This is a genomic window from Hansschlegelia beijingensis (genome assembly GCF_045505405.1).
In the GTDB taxonomy this organism is placed as follows: domain Bacteria; phylum Pseudomonadota; class Alphaproteobacteria; order Rhizobiales; family Methylopilaceae; genus Methylopila; species Methylopila beijingensis_A.
Genome location: NZ_JBJKEX010000023.1, coordinates 1 through 20,995 on the forward strand (window position 1 = coordinate 1; position 20,995 = coordinate 20,995).

Annotated in this window: 23 protein-coding genes and 1 pseudogene; 2 read left to right on the plus strand and 22 right to left on the minus strand. The window is 68.7% G+C overall.

Features of this window, described 5'->3' with window-relative positions; translation table 11 throughout:
* Positions 1-54: 54 nt before the first annotated feature.
* Entirely contained in the window at positions 55-513 is a 459-nt protein-coding gene (locus ACIKT0_RS02945; RefSeq protein WP_407103916.1) for a flavin reductase family protein, read from the plus strand.
* A gap of 134 nt (positions 514-647) precedes the next feature.
* Here the strand turns inward: ACIKT0_RS02945 and ACIKT0_RS02950 are convergent, their stop codons facing one another.
* The 12 genes from ACIKT0_RS02950 to ACIKT0_RS03005 all read right to left on the minus strand — a co-directional run bounded on the left by ACIKT0_RS02950 (position 648) and on the right by ACIKT0_RS03005 (position 12,234).
* Positions 648-1,115, minus strand: coding sequence for a RidA family protein (locus ACIKT0_RS02950; RefSeq protein WP_407103917.1), 468 nt, complete (start codon positions 1,113-1,115; stop codon positions 648-650).
* Between the two features lie 37 nt (positions 1,116-1,152).
* Positions 1,153-2,778, minus strand: a complete 1,626-nt coding sequence (locus tag ACIKT0_RS02955) for a gamma-glutamyltransferase family protein (protein WP_407103918.1) — start codon at positions 2,776-2,778, stop codon at positions 1,153-1,155.
* 11 nt (positions 2,779-2,789) lie between these two features.
* Positions 2,790-3,887 (minus strand): PLP-dependent cysteine synthase family protein, encoded by a 1,098-nt coding sequence (locus tag ACIKT0_RS02960; RefSeq protein WP_407103919.1) that lies wholly within the window; start codon positions 3,885-3,887, stop codon positions 2,790-2,792.
* A complete protein-coding gene (locus ACIKT0_RS02965; protein ID WP_407103920.1) occupies positions 3,887-5,371 on the minus strand; it encodes a class I adenylate-forming enzyme family protein in 1,485 nt (494 codons plus the stop codon). Before ACIKT0_RS02965 ends, ACIKT0_RS02960 begins: the two co-directional genes overlap by 1 nt.
* Positions 5,368-6,153: a VOC family protein gene (locus ACIKT0_RS02970; RefSeq protein WP_407103921.1), complete on the minus strand. Its 786-nt coding sequence runs from the start codon at positions 6,151-6,153 to the stop codon at positions 5,368-5,370. The genes ACIKT0_RS02965 and ACIKT0_RS02970 overlap by 4 nt, the downstream gene beginning before the upstream one ends.
* A complete protein-coding gene (locus ACIKT0_RS02975) occupies positions 6,150-6,572 on the minus strand; it encodes a PaaI family thioesterase (protein ID WP_407103922.1) in 423 nt (140 codons plus the stop codon). The genes ACIKT0_RS02970 and ACIKT0_RS02975 overlap by 4 nt, the downstream gene beginning before the upstream one ends.
* On the minus strand, positions 6,569-7,585 hold the full coding sequence (locus ACIKT0_RS02980) for a zinc-binding dehydrogenase (RefSeq protein WP_407103923.1): 1,017 nt from the start codon (positions 7,583-7,585) through the stop codon (positions 6,569-6,571). Before ACIKT0_RS02980 ends, ACIKT0_RS02975 begins: the two co-directional genes overlap by 4 nt.
* Before the next feature lie 62 nt (positions 7,586-7,647).
* The gene (locus ACIKT0_RS02985) at positions 7,648-8,628 is read right to left on the minus strand and encodes an ABC transporter substrate-binding protein (RefSeq protein WP_407103924.1); all 981 of its coding nucleotides are present in this window, start codon (positions 8,626-8,628) and stop codon (positions 7,648-7,650) included.
* 43 nt (positions 8,629-8,671) lie between these two features.
* On the minus strand, positions 8,672-9,517 hold the full coding sequence (locus ACIKT0_RS02990; RefSeq protein ID WP_407103925.1) for an ABC transporter permease: 846 nt from the start codon (positions 9,515-9,517) through the stop codon (positions 8,672-8,674).
* 2 nt (positions 9,518-9,519) lie between these two features.
* Complete coding sequence (locus ACIKT0_RS02995; protein ID WP_407103926.1) at positions 9,520-10,266, minus strand: ABC transporter ATP-binding protein; 747 nt, start codon at positions 10,264-10,266, stop codon at positions 9,520-9,522.
* A gap of 5 nt (positions 10,267-10,271) precedes the next feature.
* Positions 10,272-11,030 (minus strand): GntR family transcriptional regulator, encoded by a 759-nt coding sequence (locus ACIKT0_RS03000; protein WP_407103927.1) that lies wholly within the window; start codon positions 11,028-11,030, stop codon positions 10,272-10,274.
* A 286-nt stretch (positions 11,031-11,316) separates the two neighbouring features.
* The gene (locus tag ACIKT0_RS03005) at positions 11,317-12,234 is read right to left on the minus strand and encodes a LysR family transcriptional regulator (protein WP_407103928.1); all 918 of its coding nucleotides are present in this window, start codon (positions 12,232-12,234) and stop codon (positions 11,317-11,319) included.
* Between the two features lie 106 nt (positions 12,235-12,340).
* On the opposite strand from ACIKT0_RS03005, the gene ACIKT0_RS03010 reads away from it, so the two are divergent.
* Complete coding sequence (locus tag ACIKT0_RS03010; RefSeq protein WP_407103929.1) at positions 12,341-13,324, plus strand: alpha/beta fold hydrolase; 984 nt, start codon at positions 12,341-12,343, stop codon at positions 13,322-13,324.
* 21 nt (positions 13,325-13,345) lie between these two features.
* Here the strand turns inward: ACIKT0_RS03010 and ACIKT0_RS03015 are convergent, their stop codons facing one another.
* The 10 genes and pseudogenes from ACIKT0_RS03015 to ACIKT0_RS03055 form a co-directional block, all read right to left on the minus strand.
* Positions 13,346-14,362, minus strand: coding sequence for an LLM class flavin-dependent oxidoreductase (locus ACIKT0_RS03015; protein WP_407103930.1), 1,017 nt, complete (start codon positions 14,360-14,362; stop codon positions 13,346-13,348).
* Positions 14,363-14,414: 52 nt separating this feature from the next.
* Positions 14,415-14,816: a RidA family protein gene (locus tag ACIKT0_RS03020; protein WP_407103931.1), complete on the minus strand. Its 402-nt coding sequence runs from the start codon at positions 14,814-14,816 to the stop codon at positions 14,415-14,417.
* Positions 14,817-14,911: 95 nt separating this feature from the next.
* Positions 14,912-14,986 (minus strand): annotated as a pseudogene (locus tag ACIKT0_RS19985) (nuclear transport factor 2 family protein); the annotation flags it as partial.
* 59 nt (positions 14,987-15,045) lie between these two features.
* The gene (locus ACIKT0_RS03025) at positions 15,046-15,789 is read right to left on the minus strand and encodes an SDR family NAD(P)-dependent oxidoreductase (RefSeq protein ID WP_407103932.1); all 744 of its coding nucleotides are present in this window, start codon (positions 15,787-15,789) and stop codon (positions 15,046-15,048) included.
* Between the two features lie 211 nt (positions 15,790-16,000).
* Positions 16,001-16,705: an ABC transporter ATP-binding protein gene (locus ACIKT0_RS03030; RefSeq protein ID WP_407103933.1), complete on the minus strand. Its 705-nt coding sequence runs from the start codon at positions 16,703-16,705 to the stop codon at positions 16,001-16,003.
* Positions 16,698-17,513, minus strand: coding sequence for an ABC transporter ATP-binding protein (locus ACIKT0_RS03035; protein ID WP_407103934.1), 816 nt, complete (start codon positions 17,511-17,513; stop codon positions 16,698-16,700). The genes ACIKT0_RS03030 and ACIKT0_RS03035 overlap by 8 nt, the downstream gene beginning before the upstream one ends.
* Positions 17,510-18,547 carry a branched-chain amino acid ABC transporter permease gene (locus tag ACIKT0_RS03040; protein WP_407103935.1) on the minus strand — a complete coding sequence of 346 codons (1,038 nt, stop codon included), beginning with the start codon at positions 18,545-18,547 and terminating at the stop codon, positions 17,510-17,512. The genes ACIKT0_RS03035 and ACIKT0_RS03040 overlap by 4 nt, the downstream gene beginning before the upstream one ends.
* Positions 18,544-19,416: a branched-chain amino acid ABC transporter permease gene (locus ACIKT0_RS03045; RefSeq protein WP_407103936.1), complete on the minus strand. Its 873-nt coding sequence runs from the start codon at positions 19,414-19,416 to the stop codon at positions 18,544-18,546. Before ACIKT0_RS03045 ends, ACIKT0_RS03040 begins: the two co-directional genes overlap by 4 nt.
* 25 nt (positions 19,417-19,441) lie before the next feature.
* The gene (locus tag ACIKT0_RS03050) at positions 19,442-20,596 is read right to left on the minus strand and encodes an ABC transporter substrate-binding protein (protein ID WP_407103937.1); all 1,155 of its coding nucleotides are present in this window, start codon (positions 20,594-20,596) and stop codon (positions 19,442-19,444) included.
* Positions 20,597-20,626: 30 nt separating this feature from the next.
* Positions 20,627-20,995, minus strand: a 369-nt coding sequence (locus ACIKT0_RS03055; RefSeq protein WP_474998492.1) for an SRPBCC family protein, incomplete at its 5' end; no start/stop codon positions are given.

The window sequence follows — 20,995 nt, forward strand, 5'->3', positions numbered from 1 at the left end:
CCCAGCAGCACGCCGAAGAACGGGTAGAACACTCCGGTCTGCGAGAAGGCCCCGATGCGCCGGCACGCGGCCGGCGTGGTCGTGGTCACCAGCAGCAGCGGGGGCGTGGCGAACGGCATGACGGCGACCGCGGTCGCGAGCGTCACCGCCGATCCGCCGACGGTGCTGATCGTCGTCAGCCGGAGCAGCCAGTCCTATGGCCTGATCCGTCACGGCGGGGCTTTCGCGCTCAACTTCCTCGCGGAGTCGCAGCAGGAGGTTGCGAGCTATTTCGCCGGATCGGAGCCCAAGAGCTTCGAGGCCGCACCGCACCGGCCAGGCGTTCGCGACTGCCCGTTGCTGGAAGGCTGCGCGGCGCATCTCGAATGCCTGGTCGAAGACCGCCACGAGGTCGGCAGCCACGCGATCTTCATCGGCCGCGTGGTGGCCGCGAGCGCCGGCGAGGCCGCGCCGCTCGCCTATTTCGAAGCCGGCTTCCACGGCCTGAAGGCGCTTCAGGGCCGCTCAGGATAAGGGTGACGGCTCATCGGCCGTCATCGCGCCCCACCGGGACGATCGTCACGTCACGGATCGAGCAAATCTGATCCAGACCGGAACCCAGACTTCCCGCTGAGGCGCATGCCGCCTCAGCGGGAAGAACTTGCGCGCTACGCTTCGATCTCGATGACCGCTTCCACCTCGACCGCCGCGCCGAAGGGCAGCGCCGCCACGCCGACCGCCGAGCGGGCGTGGCGGCCCTTCTCGCCGAACGCCGCGACCATCAGGTCCGAGGCGCCGTTGACCACCTTCGGCTGGTCGCCGAAATCGGGCGTCGAGGCCACGAAGCCGACCAGCTTCACGACGCGCGCCACCTTGTCGAGGTCGCCGAGCGCCGCGCGGGCCTGCGCCATCACGTTGATGGCGCAAAGCTGGGCCGCCTTCTGAGCGTCCTCGATCGAGACGCCGGCGCCGAGCGTTCCGGTCAGCGTCATGCCGCCCGGGCCGATCGGGAGCTGGCCTGAAATGTAGAGCATGTTCCCGGAGCGGACCGCCGGAACATAGTTCGCCGCCGCCGCGACCGGCTCCGGCAGCGTGATCCCGAGCTCGCTGAGCCGCGCTTCGACTTCTCCGGCCATCAGCCGTTCTCCTTCGTGTCTGTGCTTGTGAAAGGGTTCAGCCGACGGCCGCGTAGCCGTCGCGGCGCGGGTCGCTCGCGGCGACGTAGCCCTCGACCGACGGATCGCCCATCCGCCAGATGAACTGGCCGGCGCCGAAATCCTGGTAGCTGTCGTTGATCACGCTGATCTCATGGCCGCGCCCGACGAGCCCGTCCACGGTCGCCCCTGCCATGTTCGCCTCGACGTTGATGTCGAGGCCCGCGTTGAAGCGCCAGCGCGGCGCGTCGCAGGCCGCCTGCGGGTTCTGGTCGAAGTCGATCATCCGCACCAGGGTCTGGAGGTGGCCCTGCGGCTGCATGTTGCCGCCCATGACGCCGAAGCTCATCACCGGCCGGCCGTCCCTGGTCAGGAAGCCCGGAATGATCGTCTGGAACGGCCGCTTGCCGGGCGCCACCACGTTCGGGCTCGCCGGGTCGAGGTGGAAGCCGTGGCCGCGGTTCTGCAGCGAGAGCCCCCATTCGGGCAGGCAGACGCCGGAGCCGAAGCCCATGAAGTTCGACTGGATGAAGCTCACCATCATGCCGTTCTCGTCGGCGGCGGTGAGGTAGATCGTGCCGCCCCGGACCGGGTTCCGCGCCGCGAACCGCTGCGCGCGACTGGGGTCGATCAGCTTGGCGGCCTCGGCGAGGTAGGAATCATCGAGCAACTGGGCGGGCGTCACCCGCATATGCTCGAGATCCGCCACATGCGCATAGGTGTCGGCGAAGGCGAGCTTCATCGCCTCGATCTGGAGATGCGTGGCGTCGACGCCATCTGCGCTCAGCCCCTTCAGGTCGAAATTCTCGAGGATGCCGAGCGCGATCAGCGCCGCGATCCCCTGCCCGTTCGGCGGGATCTCGTGGACCGTGTAGCCGCGATAGGTCTTCTCGATCGGCTCGACCCACTGCGCCTTGAAGCCCGCGAGGTCCTTGGCCGTCATGGAGCCGCCATTGGCGCGGGAATGCGCCTCCATGGCCTCGGCGATCTCGCCGCCATAGAGCGCCGCGCCGTTCGTCTCGGCGATCGCGCGCAGCATGCGGGCGGCGCCCGGCAGCGTCACCAGCTCGCCGACCTCCGGCGCGCGGCCGCGCGGCAGGAACATCTCGGCGAAGCCCGGCTGGCGCGTGATCTCAGGCACGGCGGCGGCCGCCGCCCATTTGCCCTGCACGACGGTCGGGCACAGATAGCCGCGCTCGGCGATCTCGATGGCGGGCGCGAGCACGTCCGCGAAGGGCAGCTTGCCGAAGCGGTCGTGCAACGCCACCCAGGCGCCGACGGCGCCCGGAACCGTCACGCTGTCCCAGCCGCGCATCGGCGGGCGCGCCTGGCCCTCGCCGTACTTGCGCGCGAAATAGTCCGGCGTCCACGTGGCGGGCGAGCCGCCCGAGCCGTTGAGGCCGTGCAGCTTCTCGCCGTCCCACAGGATGCAGTAGGCGTCGGAGCCGAGGCCGTTCGAGCACGGCTCGACCAGCGCCATCACCGCGGCGGAGGCGATCGCCGCGTCGACGGCGTTGCCGCCGCGCCAGATCGTCTGGAGGCCGGCCTGGGCCCCCAGCGGGTGCGAGGTCGAGACGACGTTGCGCCCGAACACGGGCATGCGGCGCGAGGAATAGCCGGCCGTCCAGTCGAAGCTCTGGGTCATCGAATTCCTCCTCACGCCCCGCCGAACACGGCGTCGAGGCGCGCCAGCGGACCTGCCAGATCGAACCCACGCTCGACAAGCCAGTTGTCGTTGAAAATCGTCGACCGGTAGCGTTCGCCGCTGTCGCAGAGCAGCGTCACGATGGCGCCCTCCCGGCCCGCCGCCTTCATCTCATCGATGAGCTGCATGCAGGCCCAGATGTTGGTCCCGGTCGACCCGCCGCAGGAGCGTCCGAGCAGCGAGCTCGCCACCCGCGCGGCGGCGATCGAGGCGGCGTCCGGAACGGCGATCATGCGGTCGACGAGGTCGGGCACGAAGGACGGCTCCACCCTTGCGCGGCCGATCCCCTCGATCACGCTCTCGCACCGGTCGACCCGGCGGACCGAGCGCTCGGCGTAGTGCCGGTGGAACACCGAACACTCCGGATCGGCGACGCACAGCGAGGTGTCGAACTTCCGGTAGCGGATGTAGCGGCCGATCGTGGCCGAGGTGCCGCCGGTGCCGGCCCCGCACACCACCCAGTCCGGGGTCGGCCGGGCCTCGAGCGCAAGCTGCGCGAACATCGACTCGGCGATGTTGTTGTTGCCGCGCCAGTCGGTCGCCCGCTCCGCGTAGGTGAACTGATCCATGAAGTGGCCGCCGATCTCGGCCGCCAGCCGCTCGGCCTCGCCCGAGACGTCGGGGTGGTCGACGAGATGCGCCTGCCCGCCATGGAACTCGATCGCGGCGATCTTCTCGCGCGCCGTCCGGCGCGGCATCACGGCGACGAACCGCAGGCCGAGCAGCTTTGCGAAATAGGCCTCGGAGATCGCGGTGGAGCCGCTCGAGGACTCCACGATGGTGGTCTCCGGCCCGATCCAACCGTTGCACAGCGCGTAGAGGAACAGCGAGCGCGCGAGCCGGTGCTTGAGGCTGCCGGTCGGGTGGCTCGACTCGTCCTTCACATAGAGCGCGATGCCCGGCGTCCGGGGGAGCTCGACGCGGATGAGATGCGTGTCGGCCGAGCGGTTGACGTCGGCCTCGATCTTGAAGATCGCCCGCGACACCCAGGCGCGCCGATCGGCCTCCGCGGTCGCCGACCGTCCTTCTTTCTCTTTGATCGCAAGCATCAGGAAGCTTTCAGTTCCGCCTCGGCGCGCGCGCGCAGCGCCGCCCGGTCGATCTTGTTGGTCGAGGCCAGCAGCATCTGGTCCAGGAACCAGACCCGGCGCGGGTGCTGGTACGCCGGCGCGTTTTCGAGCGCGAAGGCCTTGATGGCCTGCTCGTCGATGGTCGATCCCGGCTTGCGGACGATGAAGGCGACCGGCTTCTGCCCCTTGATGTCGTCGTCGACCGGCACGACGCTCGCCTGCAGCACCTCGGGATGCGTCTCCAGCACCGCCTCGACCTCGCCGGGGAAGATGTTCTCGCCGCCGGAGACGAACATGTCGTCGGTGCGGCCGACGAAGTAATAGAAGCCGTCCTCGTCGCGGCGGAACACGTCGCCGGTGTCGTAAAAGCCGTCGTCGGTGATCGGCGAGCGGACGTCCGGCCGGTTGTGATAGCCGAGCATGATGGCCGGGCTCTTCATCTGGAGCACGCCCTTTTCGGGCGCGTCCTCGCCGACCAGCCGCACCTCCACGCCCCGGTGCGGCTTGCCCACCGAGCCAGCCGGCTCGTCGCCCTGGCCGTAGAACACGACCGGGCCGCCTTCCGTGGTGCCGTAGGCGTTGATGATGCGCGCGTTCGGCAGGAGCTCGCGGATCTGGCCGGCGAGCGTGTCGTTGACGGGCGCGGAGCCCATCCGGACGACGCGCACGCTCGACAGATCGGCGTGCGACAGCGCCTCCTTCTCGCGCAGCATCATCGCGATCATCGGCGGCACGGCGGTCGCCCAGGTGCAGCGATGGCGGCCGATCGCCTCGATGAAGGCGCGCGCCTGGAACTGCGGCAGCAGCACGACCGTGGCGCCGCTGGCAAGCGACAGCAGCGCGTTGGCGAGCGCGTTCATGTGATAGAGCGGCGCCGCGATCAGCACGCGGTCGCCCGAGAGGTCGTCGTCGGCCATGCGGGCCTCGACCACCCAGACATGCGCGGCGTGGCTGAGCAGCACGCCCTTCGGCCGCCCGGTCGAGCCGGAGGTGTAGAGCATGAGCGCGGACTCGCGCGCCTCCGGCGCGACCGGATCGAAATCGGCGGGATCGAGCCAGTCGGCGAGCGTCGGCCCGTCGAAATCCACGACCTCGACGTCCACGCCGATCTGCTCGCGCCGCGCGGCGTCGCAGAACACGACGCGCGCGCCGCTGTCGGTGATCACATGCGTGATGGTCGCCTTGGGAAACTTGAAGTTGACCGGCGCCGCCACGATCCCGGCGCGCATGGCGCCGAGCATCAGCGCGAGATAGTCCGGCTGGTTCGCGGCCACGATCGCGATGCGGTCGCCGCGCGTGAGCCCATGCTTGACCAGGCCGCGCGCGAAGGCGTCAGCGCGAGCGTCGAGCTCGCGATAGGTCAGGATCGTCTCGGACTGGTCGGCGTCGATCCCGATGATCGCGATCCTCTCGGGATCGACGGTCGAACTCAGGATGTCTCCGAGATTGCGGGCGGTGGTCATGCGATGCTCCGGCATTCGAGGCTCAGCTCGAGCGAGGCGATGTCGAGGCGCCCGGCGTCGGCCGAGATCCGTCGCCACGTCACCCCGGTCAGCCCCGTCGCGGCCTGTTCCAGTCGATCGAGCCGCCGGAACTTGAGGCCGAGCTTCGTGAAGCGGGACCGTTGGCCGGGGACGACGTCGATATGGAAATCGTCCACCGTCACGCGCCACAGGTCGGGCGCGGCGTCGGCGGGACGGCCGGCCGCCGCGGCGTAGCGTCCGGCGGCGGTCTCCGGCTCCGGGGCCGCGACCTCGATCCGGTCGAAACCCGCGAAGCCGTTCGGGTGCTCGAGCCATTCCTCACGCCAGACGAGCTCCGGCGTGAGGTGCTGGCAGAAATAGACGCGGCCGGCGGGGAACAGCTCCCCCGCCACCCGCACGGTGCGGAAGCGCGCGTCGCGCGCCTCGCCGTCGATCTCGACCGGCCGCGAGAACGCGACCGGCTCCGTCGGAGACAAGCCCGCCGCCGACAGCCGCTGATAGGCGGCGTCGGCGTCGTCGGTCTTGAAGACGAGGCCGCTGAGCCCGAACGGGCTGTCCAGCACCTCCTGGCGCTGCTTGCCGGTCTCCGGCACCGCGACCAGCTCGAGATAGGCGCCCGGCGCCACCATCAGGTGATTGATGGAGCCGAGCGAGTGGCGGCCGAGCGGCGTCAGCGTGAAGCCGAGCGCCGCGAAGGTTTCGGCCGCCGCGTCCATGCCGCGCAGCGCATTGACCACGACGTGGTCGAGCGTCGTGGTCACTTGGCGGGCGCCGTCATGTAGACGCCGCGACCGCTGGCGAGCAGGCGGCCTTCCTGGTCGAGGATCTGGGCCTCGGCGACGGACAGCGTACCGCCGAACTTCACCACCTTGCCCTTCGCCGTCAGGTCGCCCTGCATGGCGGCGCGATGATAGTCGACCCGCAGGTCGACGGTCGGCACGCCGCGGCCGGTCTTCGAGACGAGCGCCCAGTCGGCGGTCAGGTCGACAAGCGTCGCCAGGATGCCGCCATGGACATAGCCGCGCTCGGCGTTGACGACCCATTCGGGCCGCCAGGTCGCCTTGAGCTCGATCTCGCCGTCTCCGACGGAGACGACCTTGAGTCCAAGCCACTGGTGGAACGGCCCACGCAGCAGCTTCTCCTCGACCTCGGCGGCGGTCAGCACGGGAGCCTCGCTCACGGCGTCACCACGATCTTGCCCATGACCTCGCGGTCACGGATCATCCGGAGGCCTTCGGCCGCCTCTTCGAGGCTGAGCTCCTTGTCGACCACCGGCTTCAGCGTGCCCTCCTGGATCATGTCCATGAGCGCGGCGAGGTCGTCGTCGTAGAAGGAGTTCGAGCCGATGACCTTGAGCTCGAAGCTCCAGATGTAGCGCAGGTCTTCCTTGGGATCGTGGCCGGCGGTGGCGCCGCAGACCAGGATCGAGCCGCCGCGCTTCACGCACTTGAGCGAGGGCGCCCAGGTGTCGCCGCCGGTGAAGTTGATGACGACGTCGACGCCGCCCTCATAGTTCCGGCGCTGCGGCTTGCCGTACTTCTCGATCGCCCACTTGGAGAAGTCGGTCTCGCGGTAGTTCACCACGTGATCGGCGCCGAGCTCCTTCAGCCGGTCCATCTTGTCCTGGCTGCCGGCGCAGGCGATGACCTCGCAGCCGAGCTGCTTGGCGAGCATCACGCAGCCCGTTCCGACGCCGCCCGAGGCGCCGAGGATCAGCACCTTGTCGCCAGCCTTCACCGTCTTGTGCGTAACCAGCATGCGGTGCGCGGTGCCGTAGGCGACGGGGAGCGAGGCCGCGTCCACGAAGCTAACCTTGTCGGGCATGCGGATCAGCTGGCCGACCGAGACCTTGCAGTACTGCGCCATGCCGCCGTCGAGCATTTCGCCCATCAGGCCCTTGCCCGGATAGAGCGGGTTGACGAGCACGCGGTCGCCGACCTTCCAGCCCGTGACGCCCTCGCCGAGCTCGGTGATCTCGCCGGCCATGTCGAGGCCGATGATCACCGGCAGCGGCACCTTGATGCCCGGCATGCCCTTCACGGTGAACACGTCATGATAGTTGAACGAGGAGGCTCCGACGCGGATCACAACATGGCCGGCGTCCGCCGTCGGGACCGGATAGTCGTCCACGACGGTCAAATCCGTGACGTCGCCGTGCTGCTTCAGCAGCAAAGCCTTCATGGTCGCAGTCATTTCGATGCTTTCTCTTTTGCGGCGCTTGCGCGCTTGTCGTTGGAACTAGGTGCGGGCGGCCGTCACTTGATGGCCTTGGACGCCTCGTAGGGCGCAGTCACGAGGGCCGCGTCCGGCAGAGCGCCCTTCACGGCGCCGACGGACTTGAACACCTCGAACTCGGTCTTCAGAGACGCCAGGTCGGCCGGCTCCATCGAGACGGAGTAGATGCCGTCCCAGAGCGCCGCATAGGCCTTGGCGTCGTCTTCCTTCATGTTGGCCGCCTGGACGAGCGCCTTGGCGACGGCCGCCTTGTCGGCCTTGCCGAACTCGTAGGCCTTGCGCATGCCGACGACGATCTTGGCGGCGGCCTCGGGATTGGCCTTCAGCCACTCGTTGCGCACCAGGCCCACGCCGAGCACGGGTGCGGCCTCGGCCTTGGAGAGCTTCTTCCACTCGTCGCGGAACGAGCCGATCTTGCGGAGCTTCACGTCCTTGATGAGCGCGAGCGTGACCGTGCGCAGCGAGGCGGCGTCGATGTCCTTCTGGACGAGGAACTGCGCGAGGCGCGGGTCGTTGCCCGGCACCTGCGTGTAGTCGCCCGGCTTGAAGCCATAGTTCTTCTCGAGGATCGCGGCCATGATCGCGGCCGTCGCGCTGCCGGCCGGCGAGCCGCCGATCTTCTTGCCCTTCAGGTCCTCCATGGACTTGATGGGGCTGTCCTCCGGCACCACGAAGTCGAGCTCGGCGATCTGGGTCGCCAGCATGATCGACATCGGCAGGCCGTCGGCCGCCACGCTCATGGAGGCCGCCGCCGGAGCGCCGATCGCGAAGTCGATCGCGCCCGCCGCCATCGCCTTGGTCGGCGCGTTCACGTCCGGGAACTTGACGTATTCGACGTCGAGGCCCTCAGCCTCCATGAACTTGCCGCTCTCGAGCACCGCTCCGAAGCCGAGGCTGACGCCCGAGCTCCAGTATCCGATGCGGACCTTCTCGGCGTGGGCCGGTCCGGCCGCCCCGAGAACGGCCGCGAAGGCGGCGGCGAACATTGCAATGCGCTTCACGACTGCTGCTCCAAAGTTTCGTTGCCGAACACGGGTGAGAAGTTCACTGGTTGCCGGCCTTCTTCTTCCAGGCGAAGAGGCGGCTTTCGAGCGGCTTGAGGACGAGGGATTCGATCGCGATCATCAGCGCGACCAGCGTCAGGGTCCATGCGAACACCTGATCGGTCTGGACGAGGTCGGCCGCCTGGCGCAGCCGATAGCCGATGCCGCTCGACGCCCCGAGAGTCTCGGCCACCAGGCTGACGCGGGCGCCGAACCCGAAGGCGAGGCGCGCGCCGGCGAAGAACGGCGGCAGGATCGTCGGCAGGTAGATCTTGAGCATCACCTGCAGGCGCGACATGCGGAAGGTCTGCGCCAGTTCGACGAAGTCCGCGTTCACCGTGCGGGTGCCCTGCCAGACATTCGTCAGGATCAGTGGCATGGCGGTCATGAAGACCACGAAGATCGTGGTCCAGTCGGACAGGCCGAACCAGATCAGCGCGAAGATCGCCCAGATGCTCGACGACACGGTGTTCACGACGGTGAGCACGGGCTCGAAGAACTCGCCGAGCTTCTCGTTCGCGCCGAGCAGGACGCCCAGCGGGACGCCGATCGCGGCGGCGAGCGCGAAGCCCATCAGCACGCGCCAGAACGTGATGCCGAAGTCCCGCCAGAAGCCGGCGGTCACCACGAGGCTCCACCAGGCCTCGAACACGCGCCCCGGGCTCGGCAGCACGAACGGCGCCGTGCCGAGCGAGGCGACCTGCCAGATGACGAGCAGCAGCACGAGCAGCAGCACGCGCATGGAGAGGACGCGGAGCCGCTTCTCGCGGGCGCCCTGGCTATAGCTGGCCTTGGGGCCGTCAGTCGGCCGTTTTTCAACGAGGGGCGTCGCGGCGGGCACCGGCATGCTCAAAGGCTCTCGCGCAGGGAGCGCGCCTCCTGTTGGACCTCCGCGGAGGTGCGGTCGCGGGGATAAGGAAGATCGATCGTGCGGGTCTCGCGGACGCGGCCCGGACGCGGGTTCAGCACCACCACCCTGCTCGCGAGCACGACAGCCTCTTCGACGTCGTGGGTGACGAACAGGATCGTCATCGACATGAGTTCGGCGATCCGCAGCACCTCGGCGTGCATCTGCTCGCGGATCGTGGGGTCGAGCTTCGAGAACGGCTCGTCCATCAGCAGAAGGGTGGGACGCGTCACCAGGCTGCGGGCGAGCGCCACGCGGCTGCGCATGCCGCCCGAAAGCTCGTGCGGGAAAACGTCGGCGAACTGCGAGAGGCCCACCAGTTCGAGCGTTTCGGCGACGCGCTTCTTGCGCTCGGCCCGGCCGACGCCGGCGGCCTCGAGACCGAAGGCGACGTTCTGGGCGGCGGTGCGCCAGGGGAGCAGGCGATCCTCCTGGAACATGTAGGTCATCGAGCGCCAGTCCTTGAACTCGCTCGCCTTGACCCCGTTCAGGAACAGGCAGCCGCGATCGGGCTCTATGAGCCCCGCCACGATGTTGAGAAGCGTGGACTTGCCGCAGCCCGAGGCGCCGACGATCGCCGTGATGGTCTTTTCGGGCGCCTCAAGGTCGATGTTCTGCAGGACGTGAAGGCTCTCGCCGTCCCTGCGCTCGAACCACTTGCTGACGCACTGTACTTTGACGGAGGCCATCCGGATCAGCCTTTCCAACCAACGGCGGGAGCGCCGACCGGGACGATTGCGGCGGCCTCCTTGAGGCTCGCAATGACCTTCTCCATGACCATATCGCGGAACGTTTCGACGTGCCGCCGCGCGACCTCTTCCGCCGCGTCGGCGTCCCCCGCCACAAGATGTCTGATCATCAGCGTGTGATCGTTCTCGATGTTGGGCCGCACCCGCTGCACGCCGAAACCGAGGGCCACCAGACGGGTCATCTCGTCCAGCAGTCCGGAGAGCGCGCGGCAGAGGCGGTCGTTGCCCGACGCCATGGCGATCGCCATGTGAAAGGACCGGTTGGCCTCGAGGAAGAAATCGATCTGGTTGCCCACGTCGCCCGGAAGCTGGCCGCGGCACGCATTCTCCAGGCGCTCGAGCTGGGCGCGGTTCACCCGTCCGGACGCAAGCCGGGCCGCCAGCGGCTCAAGCACCATGCGGAGCGAGAACACCTCGTCCACGTCCTTCACGGTGACCTGCGCCACCCGATAGCCGTGGCGCGGCATCGACGTCACCAGCCCGCCCTCGGTGAGCCGCTGCAGGGCGATCCTGAGGCTCGCCTTTCCGACCTGCAGACGCTCCATCATCTCGGGCTCAGTGAAGCGAGCGCCCGGCATGATGCGACAGGACACGATCTCCCGACGCAGAAGGTCGTAGGCCTGGTTGCCGCGCAAGGTGGTCTCGTGCATCGCGATCTTCGTTGACGAAGCGTCGGAGCCGGCGTTGGCCCTGAACAGTGTCATAAGTTCCCCACAACATTACGGTGAGCAGCTTACGGACCGGGAGTGAGAGGCCCAAGCCAAAACATTATGCATCGTAAACATGCTGAATTCGCCGAGGCATTCGCCTAAGCGGCTGCCTGCGCTTCTCTTTTCGGAATGGGCGCGCTCATCTTCCCCCCGCTGGCGCCCGCTTCAGCAGCATTCTGCACGACTGCTAGGCTGCCGGGCCCTCCGCCGTTCTGGCCCTCTATCACGACTCCGCGCGTCTCCAGCTAGCCGGCTGGACCAGATCTGACCCGCGCGCCGGTCAGATTCGGCGCGCGACCGCGGCGAGATCGTCGCGGAGGCGCGGCGCGGCGTGCTCGATGAAGGCGCGAAGGGTCGCGTTGCGGCGGGGCACAGGGTGGAACACGAGGCTGACTGGCGTCGCCTCGGGCTCGAACGCGTCGAGCAGCGTCACGAGCCGGCCCGCCGAGACGTGCTCGGCGACCTGATAGGACAGCGCCCGGCAGATTCCGTGCCCGCGCACGGCGGCGTCGATCGAGGTCCCGGCCGAGTTCAGCGCCAGGCGCGGCCGGATGTTGACCGAGAACGTCGCGCTCCGCCGCGCGCCGGTCTCGGCGAAGCGCCAGAGCGTCCCGGCGTCGCCCTCTTCCTCCCCGATGCAGACGTGGCGCTGCAGTTCGGCCGGGGTCGCCGGCGCGCCGGCCTGCTCGAGGTAGGCGGGCGCGGCGCAGACAAGCTTCCGCACCTCGCCGAGCTTCCGGGCGACGATCCCCGAATCCGGAAGCGGCGCGAGCCGGACCGCGACGTCCATGCCCTCTTCCACCAGATCGACCATCCGGTTGAGCAGCAACGCCCGGGCGCGCGCCGCCGGGTGCCGCGCCAGGAAGGTCTCGACGACCGGCATGACGTGCAGCCGGCCGAAGAGCTCCGGCGCAGTCACGGCGACGACGCCCTCGACACGGTCGCCTGACCGCCCTCCTTCGACCTCCTCGAGCTCGGCCAGCACCGTCCGGTACACCGCGAGACGCCGCTCGCCGGCGTCCGTCAGGCGCAGCCGCCGCGCGTTGCGGTGGATCAGCCGCTCGCCCGATCGCTCCTCCAGCATCTGCAGCGCCCGCGTCACCTTGGCGGGCGAGCAGGCGAACGTCCGGGCCGCCGCAGCGAGCGATCCCTGATCGACGGTCGCGACGAACATCGCCATGGCCTCAAGCCGGTCCATCGTTGCAGTTCCTGAAATGAAAGACTGCTGATTGGACGTCTTATGCCGAGTAACCGCAACTCATAGCTTCCGCCCCGAGAGACATGGACCCGGAGGAGGAGACGCCATGACGACGATGCGGACAGGTCTTGAGCGGCGGTCGGCGATCGCCGGGATCGGCCTTGGCGGCCTTGCGAGCGCCGCCGCGCTGGCCGACGAAAAGGCGCCGGCGCCGCCCGGATCCAAGGACGAAACCACGCTACGCTTCGGAACCCGGCAGGTCGGCGACGTGACGGTGTTCTACCGCGAGGCCGGCCGGGCGGACGCGCCCGTGCTTCTGCTGCTGCATGGATTTCCGACCGCGGGCCACATGTTCCGCGACCTGATCCCGCGGCTCGCCGACCGCTACCGCGTGATCGCGCCTGACCTCGCCGGCTTCGGCAACACCGTCGCGCCGCCGAGAGCCTCGTTCGACTACAGCTTCGACAACCTCGCGAAGGTGGCGGAGGGCTTCGTCGAGGCCATGGGGCTCACCCGGTACGCCCTCTACGTCTTCGACTACGGCGCCCCGACCGGGTATCGCCTCGCCATGGCGCATCCCGAACGCGTCACCGCGATCATCAGCCAGAACGGCAACGCCTATACGGAAGGCTTCAGCGCGGAATGGGGCCCCTGGGAGGCCTACTGGCGCGATCCTTCCCCCGAGAACCGCGAAGCCTGCCGGGCCTCGCTGACCGACGAGGCGATCCGCTTTCAGTACCTGCACGGCGCGCCCGAAGGCCGGGTCTCGCCTGACGGGATGACGCTCGACATGCATTACATGCGCCGTCCGGAGGCGCAGGAGATCCAGCTCGACCTGATCCTGAGCTATCGCACCAACGTCGCGCTTTATCCGGACTTCCAGGCCTATTTCCGCAAGCATCAGCCGCCGCTGCTTGCGGTCTGGGGCCGCAACGACGCGTTCTTCATCCCCGCTGGCGCGAAGGCCTATGCGCGCGACCTGCCGAAGGCCGAGATCCACCTGATCGACGCCGGCCATTTCGCGCTCGAGACGCATTCGGCGGAGATCGCCCGAAGGATGGGGGATTTCCTCCAGCGCAACGGCGTCTGAGGCGCGGCCTCGGCGGAGACGTCAGCGCCAGCCGAGCGCCGGCGCGACATGCTTCAGGATGGCCTCGATCACGTGGGCGTTGTAGGCGACGCCGAGCTGGTTCGGGACCGTCAGGAGCAGCGTGTCGGCTTCGGCGATCGCCTCGTCCGCCTTCAGCTGCTCGACGAGCCGGTCGGGCTCGGCCGCGTAGGACCGGCCGAAGATCGCGCGCATGTCGTCGATGATTCCGATCTGGTCGTCGCCGTCGCCACGTCCGAAATAGGCGCGGTCGCGGTCGTCAACGAGCGCGAAGATCGAGCGCGAGACCGAGACGCGCGGGGTCCGCGCGTGGCCGGCCTCCTTCCAGGCGTCGCGATAGGCCCGGATCTGCTTCGCCTGCTGCACGTGGAACGGCTCGCCGGTCTCATCCTTCTTCAGGGTGGAGCTCTGCAGGTTCATGCCCTGCCTGGCGGCCCAGACGGCGGTGTCGTTGGAGGCCGAGCCCCACCAGATGCGTTCGCGAAGGCCGGGCGAATGCGGCTCGATGCGCAGCAATCCCGGCGGGTTCGGGAACATCGGGCGCGGGTTCGGCTCGGCGAAGCCTTCTCCCTTCAGCACGTCGAGGAAGACTTCGGCGTGGCGGCGGCCCATGTCGGCGTCGGTCTCGCCCTCGGCAGGCGCGAAGCCGAAGTGGCGCCAGCCCTCGATTACCTGTTCGGGCGACCCACGGCTGATGCCGAGCTGCAGCCGGCCGCCCGCGATCAGGTCCGCCGCGCCCGCATCCTCCGCCATGTACAGCGGGTTCTCGTAGCGCATGTCGATCACGCCGGTGCCGATCTCGATGCGGCTCGTCCTGGCGCCGACCGCCGCGAGGAGCGGGAACGGCGAGGCGAGCTGGCGGGCGAAGTGATGGACGCGGAAATAGGCGCCGTCGGCGCCGAGCTCCTCCGCCGCGACCGCTAGGTCGATCGACTGAAGCAGCGTGTCGCCGGCCGAACGCGTCTGCGACTGCGCGGAAGGCGACCAGTGGCCGAAGGACAGGAAGCCGATCGTCTTCATGCGTTGCGTTCCTTTCGCCGGTCCAGGGAGCCGAAGGCGGCCCCTGGGCCGATCAGCCGAGAATAGCCGTCACGCGGATCTCGATCCGCATCGTCGGCAGTCCGAGCGCCTCGACCCCCGTCTGCGTCCAGATCGGCGCGTGGTCGGGCATGTAGCGCCGATAGAGCCTGCTCATCGTCTCGTTCACCTCCGGAGGGAAGCCGCCGACGTGGTATGAGTTGACGTGGACGACGTGCCGCCAGTCCGCGCCCGCCGTTGCGAGCGTCCGCTCGACATTGCGGAACGCCTGGGCGATCTCGTCCTCGAGCGCCTCGGGGATCTGCAGGTCGTCGTCCCAGCCGCCCTGCCCGGAGATCTCGACGCGGTTCCCGATCTTCACCGCCTGCGAATAGTGCAGCAGGTCGCGCAGACGCTCGCCATAGCCGGGCGTGACGAAGAATTCCGGCTTTTCCATCGTGGTTTCCTGTCGAATTTTTCTGACGGGGCGTTCCGACCGGCTCGACGCGGACGCGCGACACGCGGAAGAAGCGGACGCGCGGCGCCGCCCGGTCAGAACATCCCGTTCGGGTTTGCGGATGTTTTGGGCAGGATCTGGAGCACGTCCCAGTGCTCGATGATCCTGCCGTGGCCCCCCCAACTGGCCCGCGCGGTCCGGAGCGATCGCCGGACGTCGAGGCACCGCCTCAGAACTGGGCCATGCCCCCGTCGACGAACAGCTCGGCGCCGTTCACGAAGCTGGAGGCGTCCGAGGCGAGGAAGACCGCCACCTTGCCGGTCTCGTCGGGATCGCCGATGCGGCCGAGCGGGACCTGTGAGGTGAGGTAGTCGATCAGCCCTTCCGCCTGCTCCGCGACGCCGCGCAGAGCCGGCGTGTCGATCGGTCCGGGACTCAGCACGTTGACGCGGATGTTGCAGCCCTTGAGGTCGAGGATCCAGCTCCGCACGAAGTTCCGGATGGCGGCCTTCGTCCCGCTGTAGACGCTGAACGCCTCGGTTCCCATGATCGAGGTCGTCGAGCCCGTGACGATGACGGAGCCGCCGGCCCGCATGAGCGGCAGGGCCTTCTGCACCGTGAACAGAACGCCCTTCACGTTGATCGCGAACGTGCTGTCGAAATGCTCCTCGGTGATCTCGCCAAGCTTCGCGAGACTGCCCCCGCCGGCGTTCGCCACCAGCACGTCGATGCGGCCGTGGGTTCTTTCCACCTCGGCGTAAAGCGCGTCGAGGTCAGCCAGGACGGCGACGTCGGCCCGGAACGCCGAGGCCTTCGGGCCGATCTCGGCGACCGCCGCGTCAAGCTCGGCCTGGCGACGGCCGGTGATCACCACCGTGGCGCCTTCCGAGACGAAGCGCTTGGCGATCCCGAGGCCGATCCCGGTGCTGCCTCCCGTTACGACCGCGACTTTGCCTTCGAGGGAATTCGACATGGTGCGCTCCAAGTATGCGCGTGGAGCCGAAGGTCCGGCCCGACGCAGCGATTTGTACCAACCGTTATGGTACCGGTCGGTACGGTTCGCGAGACGCCCTGTCAAATATATTATACCGTCCGTTATGAAATCCGCGTGAGCCTGCGGGGAGGAGGCGGTGGAGCCGGTGCTCCCCCCGCCGGCTGGCCCAGCGGCCGCGGCCCGCCGGCGATCACCCGCCCAGATAGGCCTCCCGGACGTTCGGATCGGCGAGCAGATCGGCCCCCGTCCCGCGCTTCACGACGCGACCCGTCTCGATCAGATAGGCGTGGTCACAGATCTCGAGCGCCGCGAAGGCGTTCTGTTCGACGAGCAGCACCGTCGCCCCCGCGTCGCGGATGCCGCTGATGATGCCGAGGGTCTGCTCGACGATCCTGGGGGCGAGACCGAGCGACGGCTCGTCGAACATCACGAGCTTCGGACGCGACATCAGCGCCCGGCCGATCGCGAGCATCTGCTGCTCGCCGCCCGAGAGCGTGCCGGCCGCCTGGCGCCTGCGCTCGGCGAGGCGGGGGAAGTCGGAGTAGACCCGGTCGAAATCCTCCCGGACGCGGATCGGGTCCTTCCGGAGATAGGCGCCCATCGCGAGGTTGTCGGCGACGCTCATGTAGGGAAATACGCGCCGCCCTTCCGGGCAATGCGCGATGCCGGCGGCGAGCACCTGGGCGGGATCGACCCCGGTGATGTCCTGGCCCTCGAAGCGGATCGTCCCGGCGCGCGCTTTCACGAGCCCGGAGATCGCCCGAAGGGTCGTGGACTTTCCGGCCCCGTTGGCGCCGATGAGCGCGACGAGCTCGCCCTTCCCGACGTCGAGGCTGACGCCCTTGAGCGCCGAGACCGGCCCGTAGCCGCATTCGAGGTCACGGATCTCAAGCATGGGCGGCCTCCCGTTCGGCCTCGCGAGCGGCGGCGCTCTTGCCAAGATAGGCTTCGATCACGGCGGGGTCGGAGCGGATCTCGTCCGGCGTCCCGTCGGCGATCAGCTTGCCGTGGTTCAGCGCCACGATCCGGTCGGAGACCTCCATCACCATCGGCATGTCGTGCTCGACCAGCAGGATCGTCACGCCGCGGTCCCGCACCGAGCGGATCAGGCGCACGAAGTTCTGGGTCTCGGAGGCGTTCATGCCCGACACCGGCTCGTCGAGCAGCAGCATGGAAGGCTCCGTCGCGAGGGCGAGCGCGACGCCGACCAGCCGCTGTTCGCCGTAGGAGAGCGCGCCGGCCCGTTCGTCCGCGCGCGCGGACAGGCCGACCCAGTCGATCAGCGCCCTCGCCTTCTCACGGCGCGCGGCCTCGCCTGCGCGCTCGCGCGGCAGGTTGAAGATCGCCTCGAGCAGGGTCGCGCCGCGGTCCTCGCGGTGCAGGCCGATCAGCACGTTGTCGGTCACCGTGTCGTTCGGAAACACGCTGGTGCGCTGGAAGGTGCGGGCGAGGCCGAGCCGGTTGATGCGATTCGGGGACAGGCCCGACAGGCTCGTCCCGCGCAGGCGGACCTCGCCCTGGGTCGGCTTGAGGAAGCCCGTGACGACGTTGAACGCGGTGGTCTTGCCCGCCCCGTTCGGCCCGATGAGGCTCAGGATCTCGCCTTCCCGGACGTCGAAGTGCAGGTCCGCGATCGCGACCAGCCCGCCGAAGCGCACGCCGACATGATCGACGGAGAGGATCGGAGCCGCGTTCGCGCTCATGGCTGGCCCTCGAGTTGCGGCTGGGCGACGGGCGATCGCGCGGGCGCGCGCCGGCGCGACGCGAACCAGTCGTCGAGGTAGGGCGCGATCCCGCGCGGCATGACGAACAGGATGGCGATCAGCACCGCGCCGTAGACGATCCACTGCGCCTCCGGCGCCATGTAGGGTCGCAGCGCCACCGGCAGCGTGCCGAAGATCAGGCCGCCGATCACGGGGCCTGCGAGCGCGCCCTTGCCGCCGCTCACCACCATGATCACCATCGTGACCGTGTAGGTGAAGAGGAAGACATCGGGATCGATGATGCGGAAGTAATGGGCGTAGAGGCTGCCCGCCGCGCCCGCGATCGCGGCCGAGATGGCGGCCGCGACGGTGAGCGTGCGGGTGGCGTTGACGCCGACCGAGATGGCGAGCTGCTCGTTCTCCTTCAGCCCGCGCATCGCGCGGCCGAAGCGCGAGCTCACCAGCCGCGCCACGACCACATAGGCGAGCGCCGCCACGGCGAGCATCAGGTAGTAGTTCTGCGCCTTGGTCCTCAGCGTGATCTCGCCGAGGCCCGGGAAGCCGATCTTCATCTGCGGGATCGCGGTGAGCGCGAGCGGCCCCTGCGTGAGCTCCACCCAGTTCAGCGCGACCAGGCGCACGACTTCGGCGAAGCAGATCGTGACGATCACGAAATACGCGCCGCGGACCCGGAACGAGAGCCGTCCGACGACATAGCCGCAGGCGCCCGAGATAAGGATCGCGACGAGGAAGCCCGCAAACGGGTGCCAGCCCTCATGGACGATGCGGAAGTCCCCGACGATCCCGATGTCGAAGCCGAGCGTCGTGAGCGCGCTGGCGTAGGCCCCGATCCCGAAGAACGCGATGTGGCCGAGGCTGAGCTGGCCGGTGTAGCCGAGCAGCAGGTTCAGGCTGATCGCCCCGATCGTGAAGATGCCGCCGGTGATCAGGGCGTTGAGGAGATAGGGGTCCTTGAGCACGAGCGGCAGCAGCGCGAGGACGACGAGAATGACGGGGGGCAGATAGCGGGTCATCCGACGCGCTCCGCCCGGGCGAACAGGCCCGTAGGTTTCGCCAGCAGCACGGCGATGATGATCAGGAAGCCCATCGCGTCGCGGTAGCCGGACGACACGTAGCCGGCGCCGAACTCCTCCGCGAGCGCGAGGATGAAGCCGCCGAGCGCAGCGCCCGTGATGGAGCCCAGCCCGCCGAGGATGACGATGGCGAAGGCCTTCACGGCGGCGAGGTCGCCCATCTGGGGAAACACCACATAGACCGGGCCGAGCAAGGCGCCGGCCGCGGCCGCGAGGCTGGAGCCGAGGGCGAAGGTCGCGGTGTAGATGAAGCGCACATTGACCCCCATCAGCGCGGCGGCGTCGGAGTCCTGGAACGTCGCGCGCATCGCGCGGCCGAGCCGCGTGCCGTTGATCAGCGCGTAGGCGAGCGCGATCAGCGCGGCCGCCGCGACCAGCACGAACAGCCTGAGCCACGAGATCGAGACCGAGCCGAGCGTCAGCGGCGCGTCCGGGAAGGGCGACGGGATGGCCTTCGCGACCCCGCCGAAGATCCAGAGCGTGCCGGACTGCAGGATGATCCCGGCGCCGATCATCACCAGCATCGTGGTGTCGATGTCGGCGCCTCTGAGCGGCCGCAGCAGCGTCAGCTCGATCGCGGCGCCGAGCGCGAGCCCGGCCACGATCGAAAACGGCAGCGCCACGAAGAAGTTGAGCCCCAGAGCCGTGGAGGCGATGAACATCGCGTAGGCGCCGAAGGTGTAGAGCGCGCCGTGGGTGAAGTTCACGACGTTCATGATGCCGAAGATCAGCGTCAGGCCGATCCCGAGCAGCGCGTATGCGCCGCCCAGGACCATGGCGTTGACGAGATGCTGGAGGAACTGGTCCACGGACGGACTCCCTTCGCGGCGCCCCTTAGAGCTTGACCTCGCCGATCGCGCCGTCGGCGATCTCGATCAGGTACACGCCGGGCTTGCTCTGCCCGCTCTCCTTGCCCTCGGGCCCGGCCTTGGCGAAGGCGATCTGACCATTGAGGCCGGTGAAGTTGACGTCCCAGAACGCCTTCTGGATCGCCTTGGGGTCGGTGGAGCCGGCCTTCTCGATCGCCGCCGCGATGGTGCGGACGCCGTCATAGCCGCGGAAGCTCTCCGTCGAGCCGGCGAAGGGATAGCCGCGGCTCTTCCACTCGCCGAGGAAGTAGGCGGTAGCCTTCGGGTCCGGGGTCTTCTCCGGCGACCAGGGCAGGAAGGTCGTGAGATGCATCGTCTTGTCGGCTGCCGAGCCCGCCTGGGCGAGGATCTGGTCGGGGTTCTGCGAACCGCCGGTGGTGACGACGCGCTTCTTCACGCCCATCGCGGCCATCTGCTTGAAGACCAGCGTCAGCTGGTCCACGGCGGCCGTGATCATGAGCGTGTCGGAGTCGGTTCCCTTGATCTTGGCGAGCTGGGCGCTCATGTCCTGCGCGCCCGCGTCCATCGTCTCGGTCAGGCCGACCTGGACCCCTTTGCCCTTCAGCATCTTGCCGAAGTCGACCGCCGCGCCGCGACCCCAGTCATTGTTGATGACGAGGAAGTCGACCTTCTTCACCCCGAGCTTCTCGACCATCGGCGCGAAGGCTTCCGCCTCGAGCGCGGACGGCGGCGAGATGCGGAACACGAACGGGTTGCCGGAGGTCGTGATCTTGCCCGACGACGAGGTCTCGACCAGCATCGGGATCTCGTATTCCTCGAGCTTCGGCAGGACCGCGAGCGTCAGGCTGGACCCCCACGCCCCCATCATGACGGGCGTCTTGTCGCTGGTGATCAGCTTCTCGGCGACCGCGGCCGCCTCGGTCGGGTTCGACTTGTTGTCCTCGATGACGAGCTGGATCTTCTTGCCCAGCACGCCGCCCTTGGCGTTGATCTCGTCGGCCGCGATCTTGGCGCCGTTGACCACATAGGATCCGGAGGCCGCGAAGGCCCCCGTCAGCGGCTGGTTGACGCCGATCTTGATGACGTCTTCGGCGGCGGCAGGGCCCGCGAGAAGGGCCATGGCCACGGCTGCGATCGATGCGATGCGATAGGTCGGCATGGCGATCTCCTAGGGATCAGGGGCGGGAAGTCATCGGGACGCTCCGCCGGGGCGGATGCGCTTGAGCCAGGACGAGATCCGGCCGAACAGAAGGCCGGTCACGAGGCGAAGGGGATTGAGCCCGGAGGACGGGGAGCCGCGGTCCTGCGGGAGGTCGCGGCCCGCCAGGCGGTCCTCGAGGTTTCGGACGAACTCGGCGGTCAGCCGCCCGGCGACGTCGCGCACCAGCCCGGGCCGCCCGAATTGTGCGAGCGGTCCCTTGAGCGTGTACCCGACGGTCAGGATCACCTCGGAGGCGTCGGGCGTCGCGCCTTCGGCCACCCGGTAGCGGATTTCTCCCTGCGCGCCGGAGCGGCCGTCGGCGCCGGCGCCAAGGATCCGCCCCGCGCGTTCGGGCTC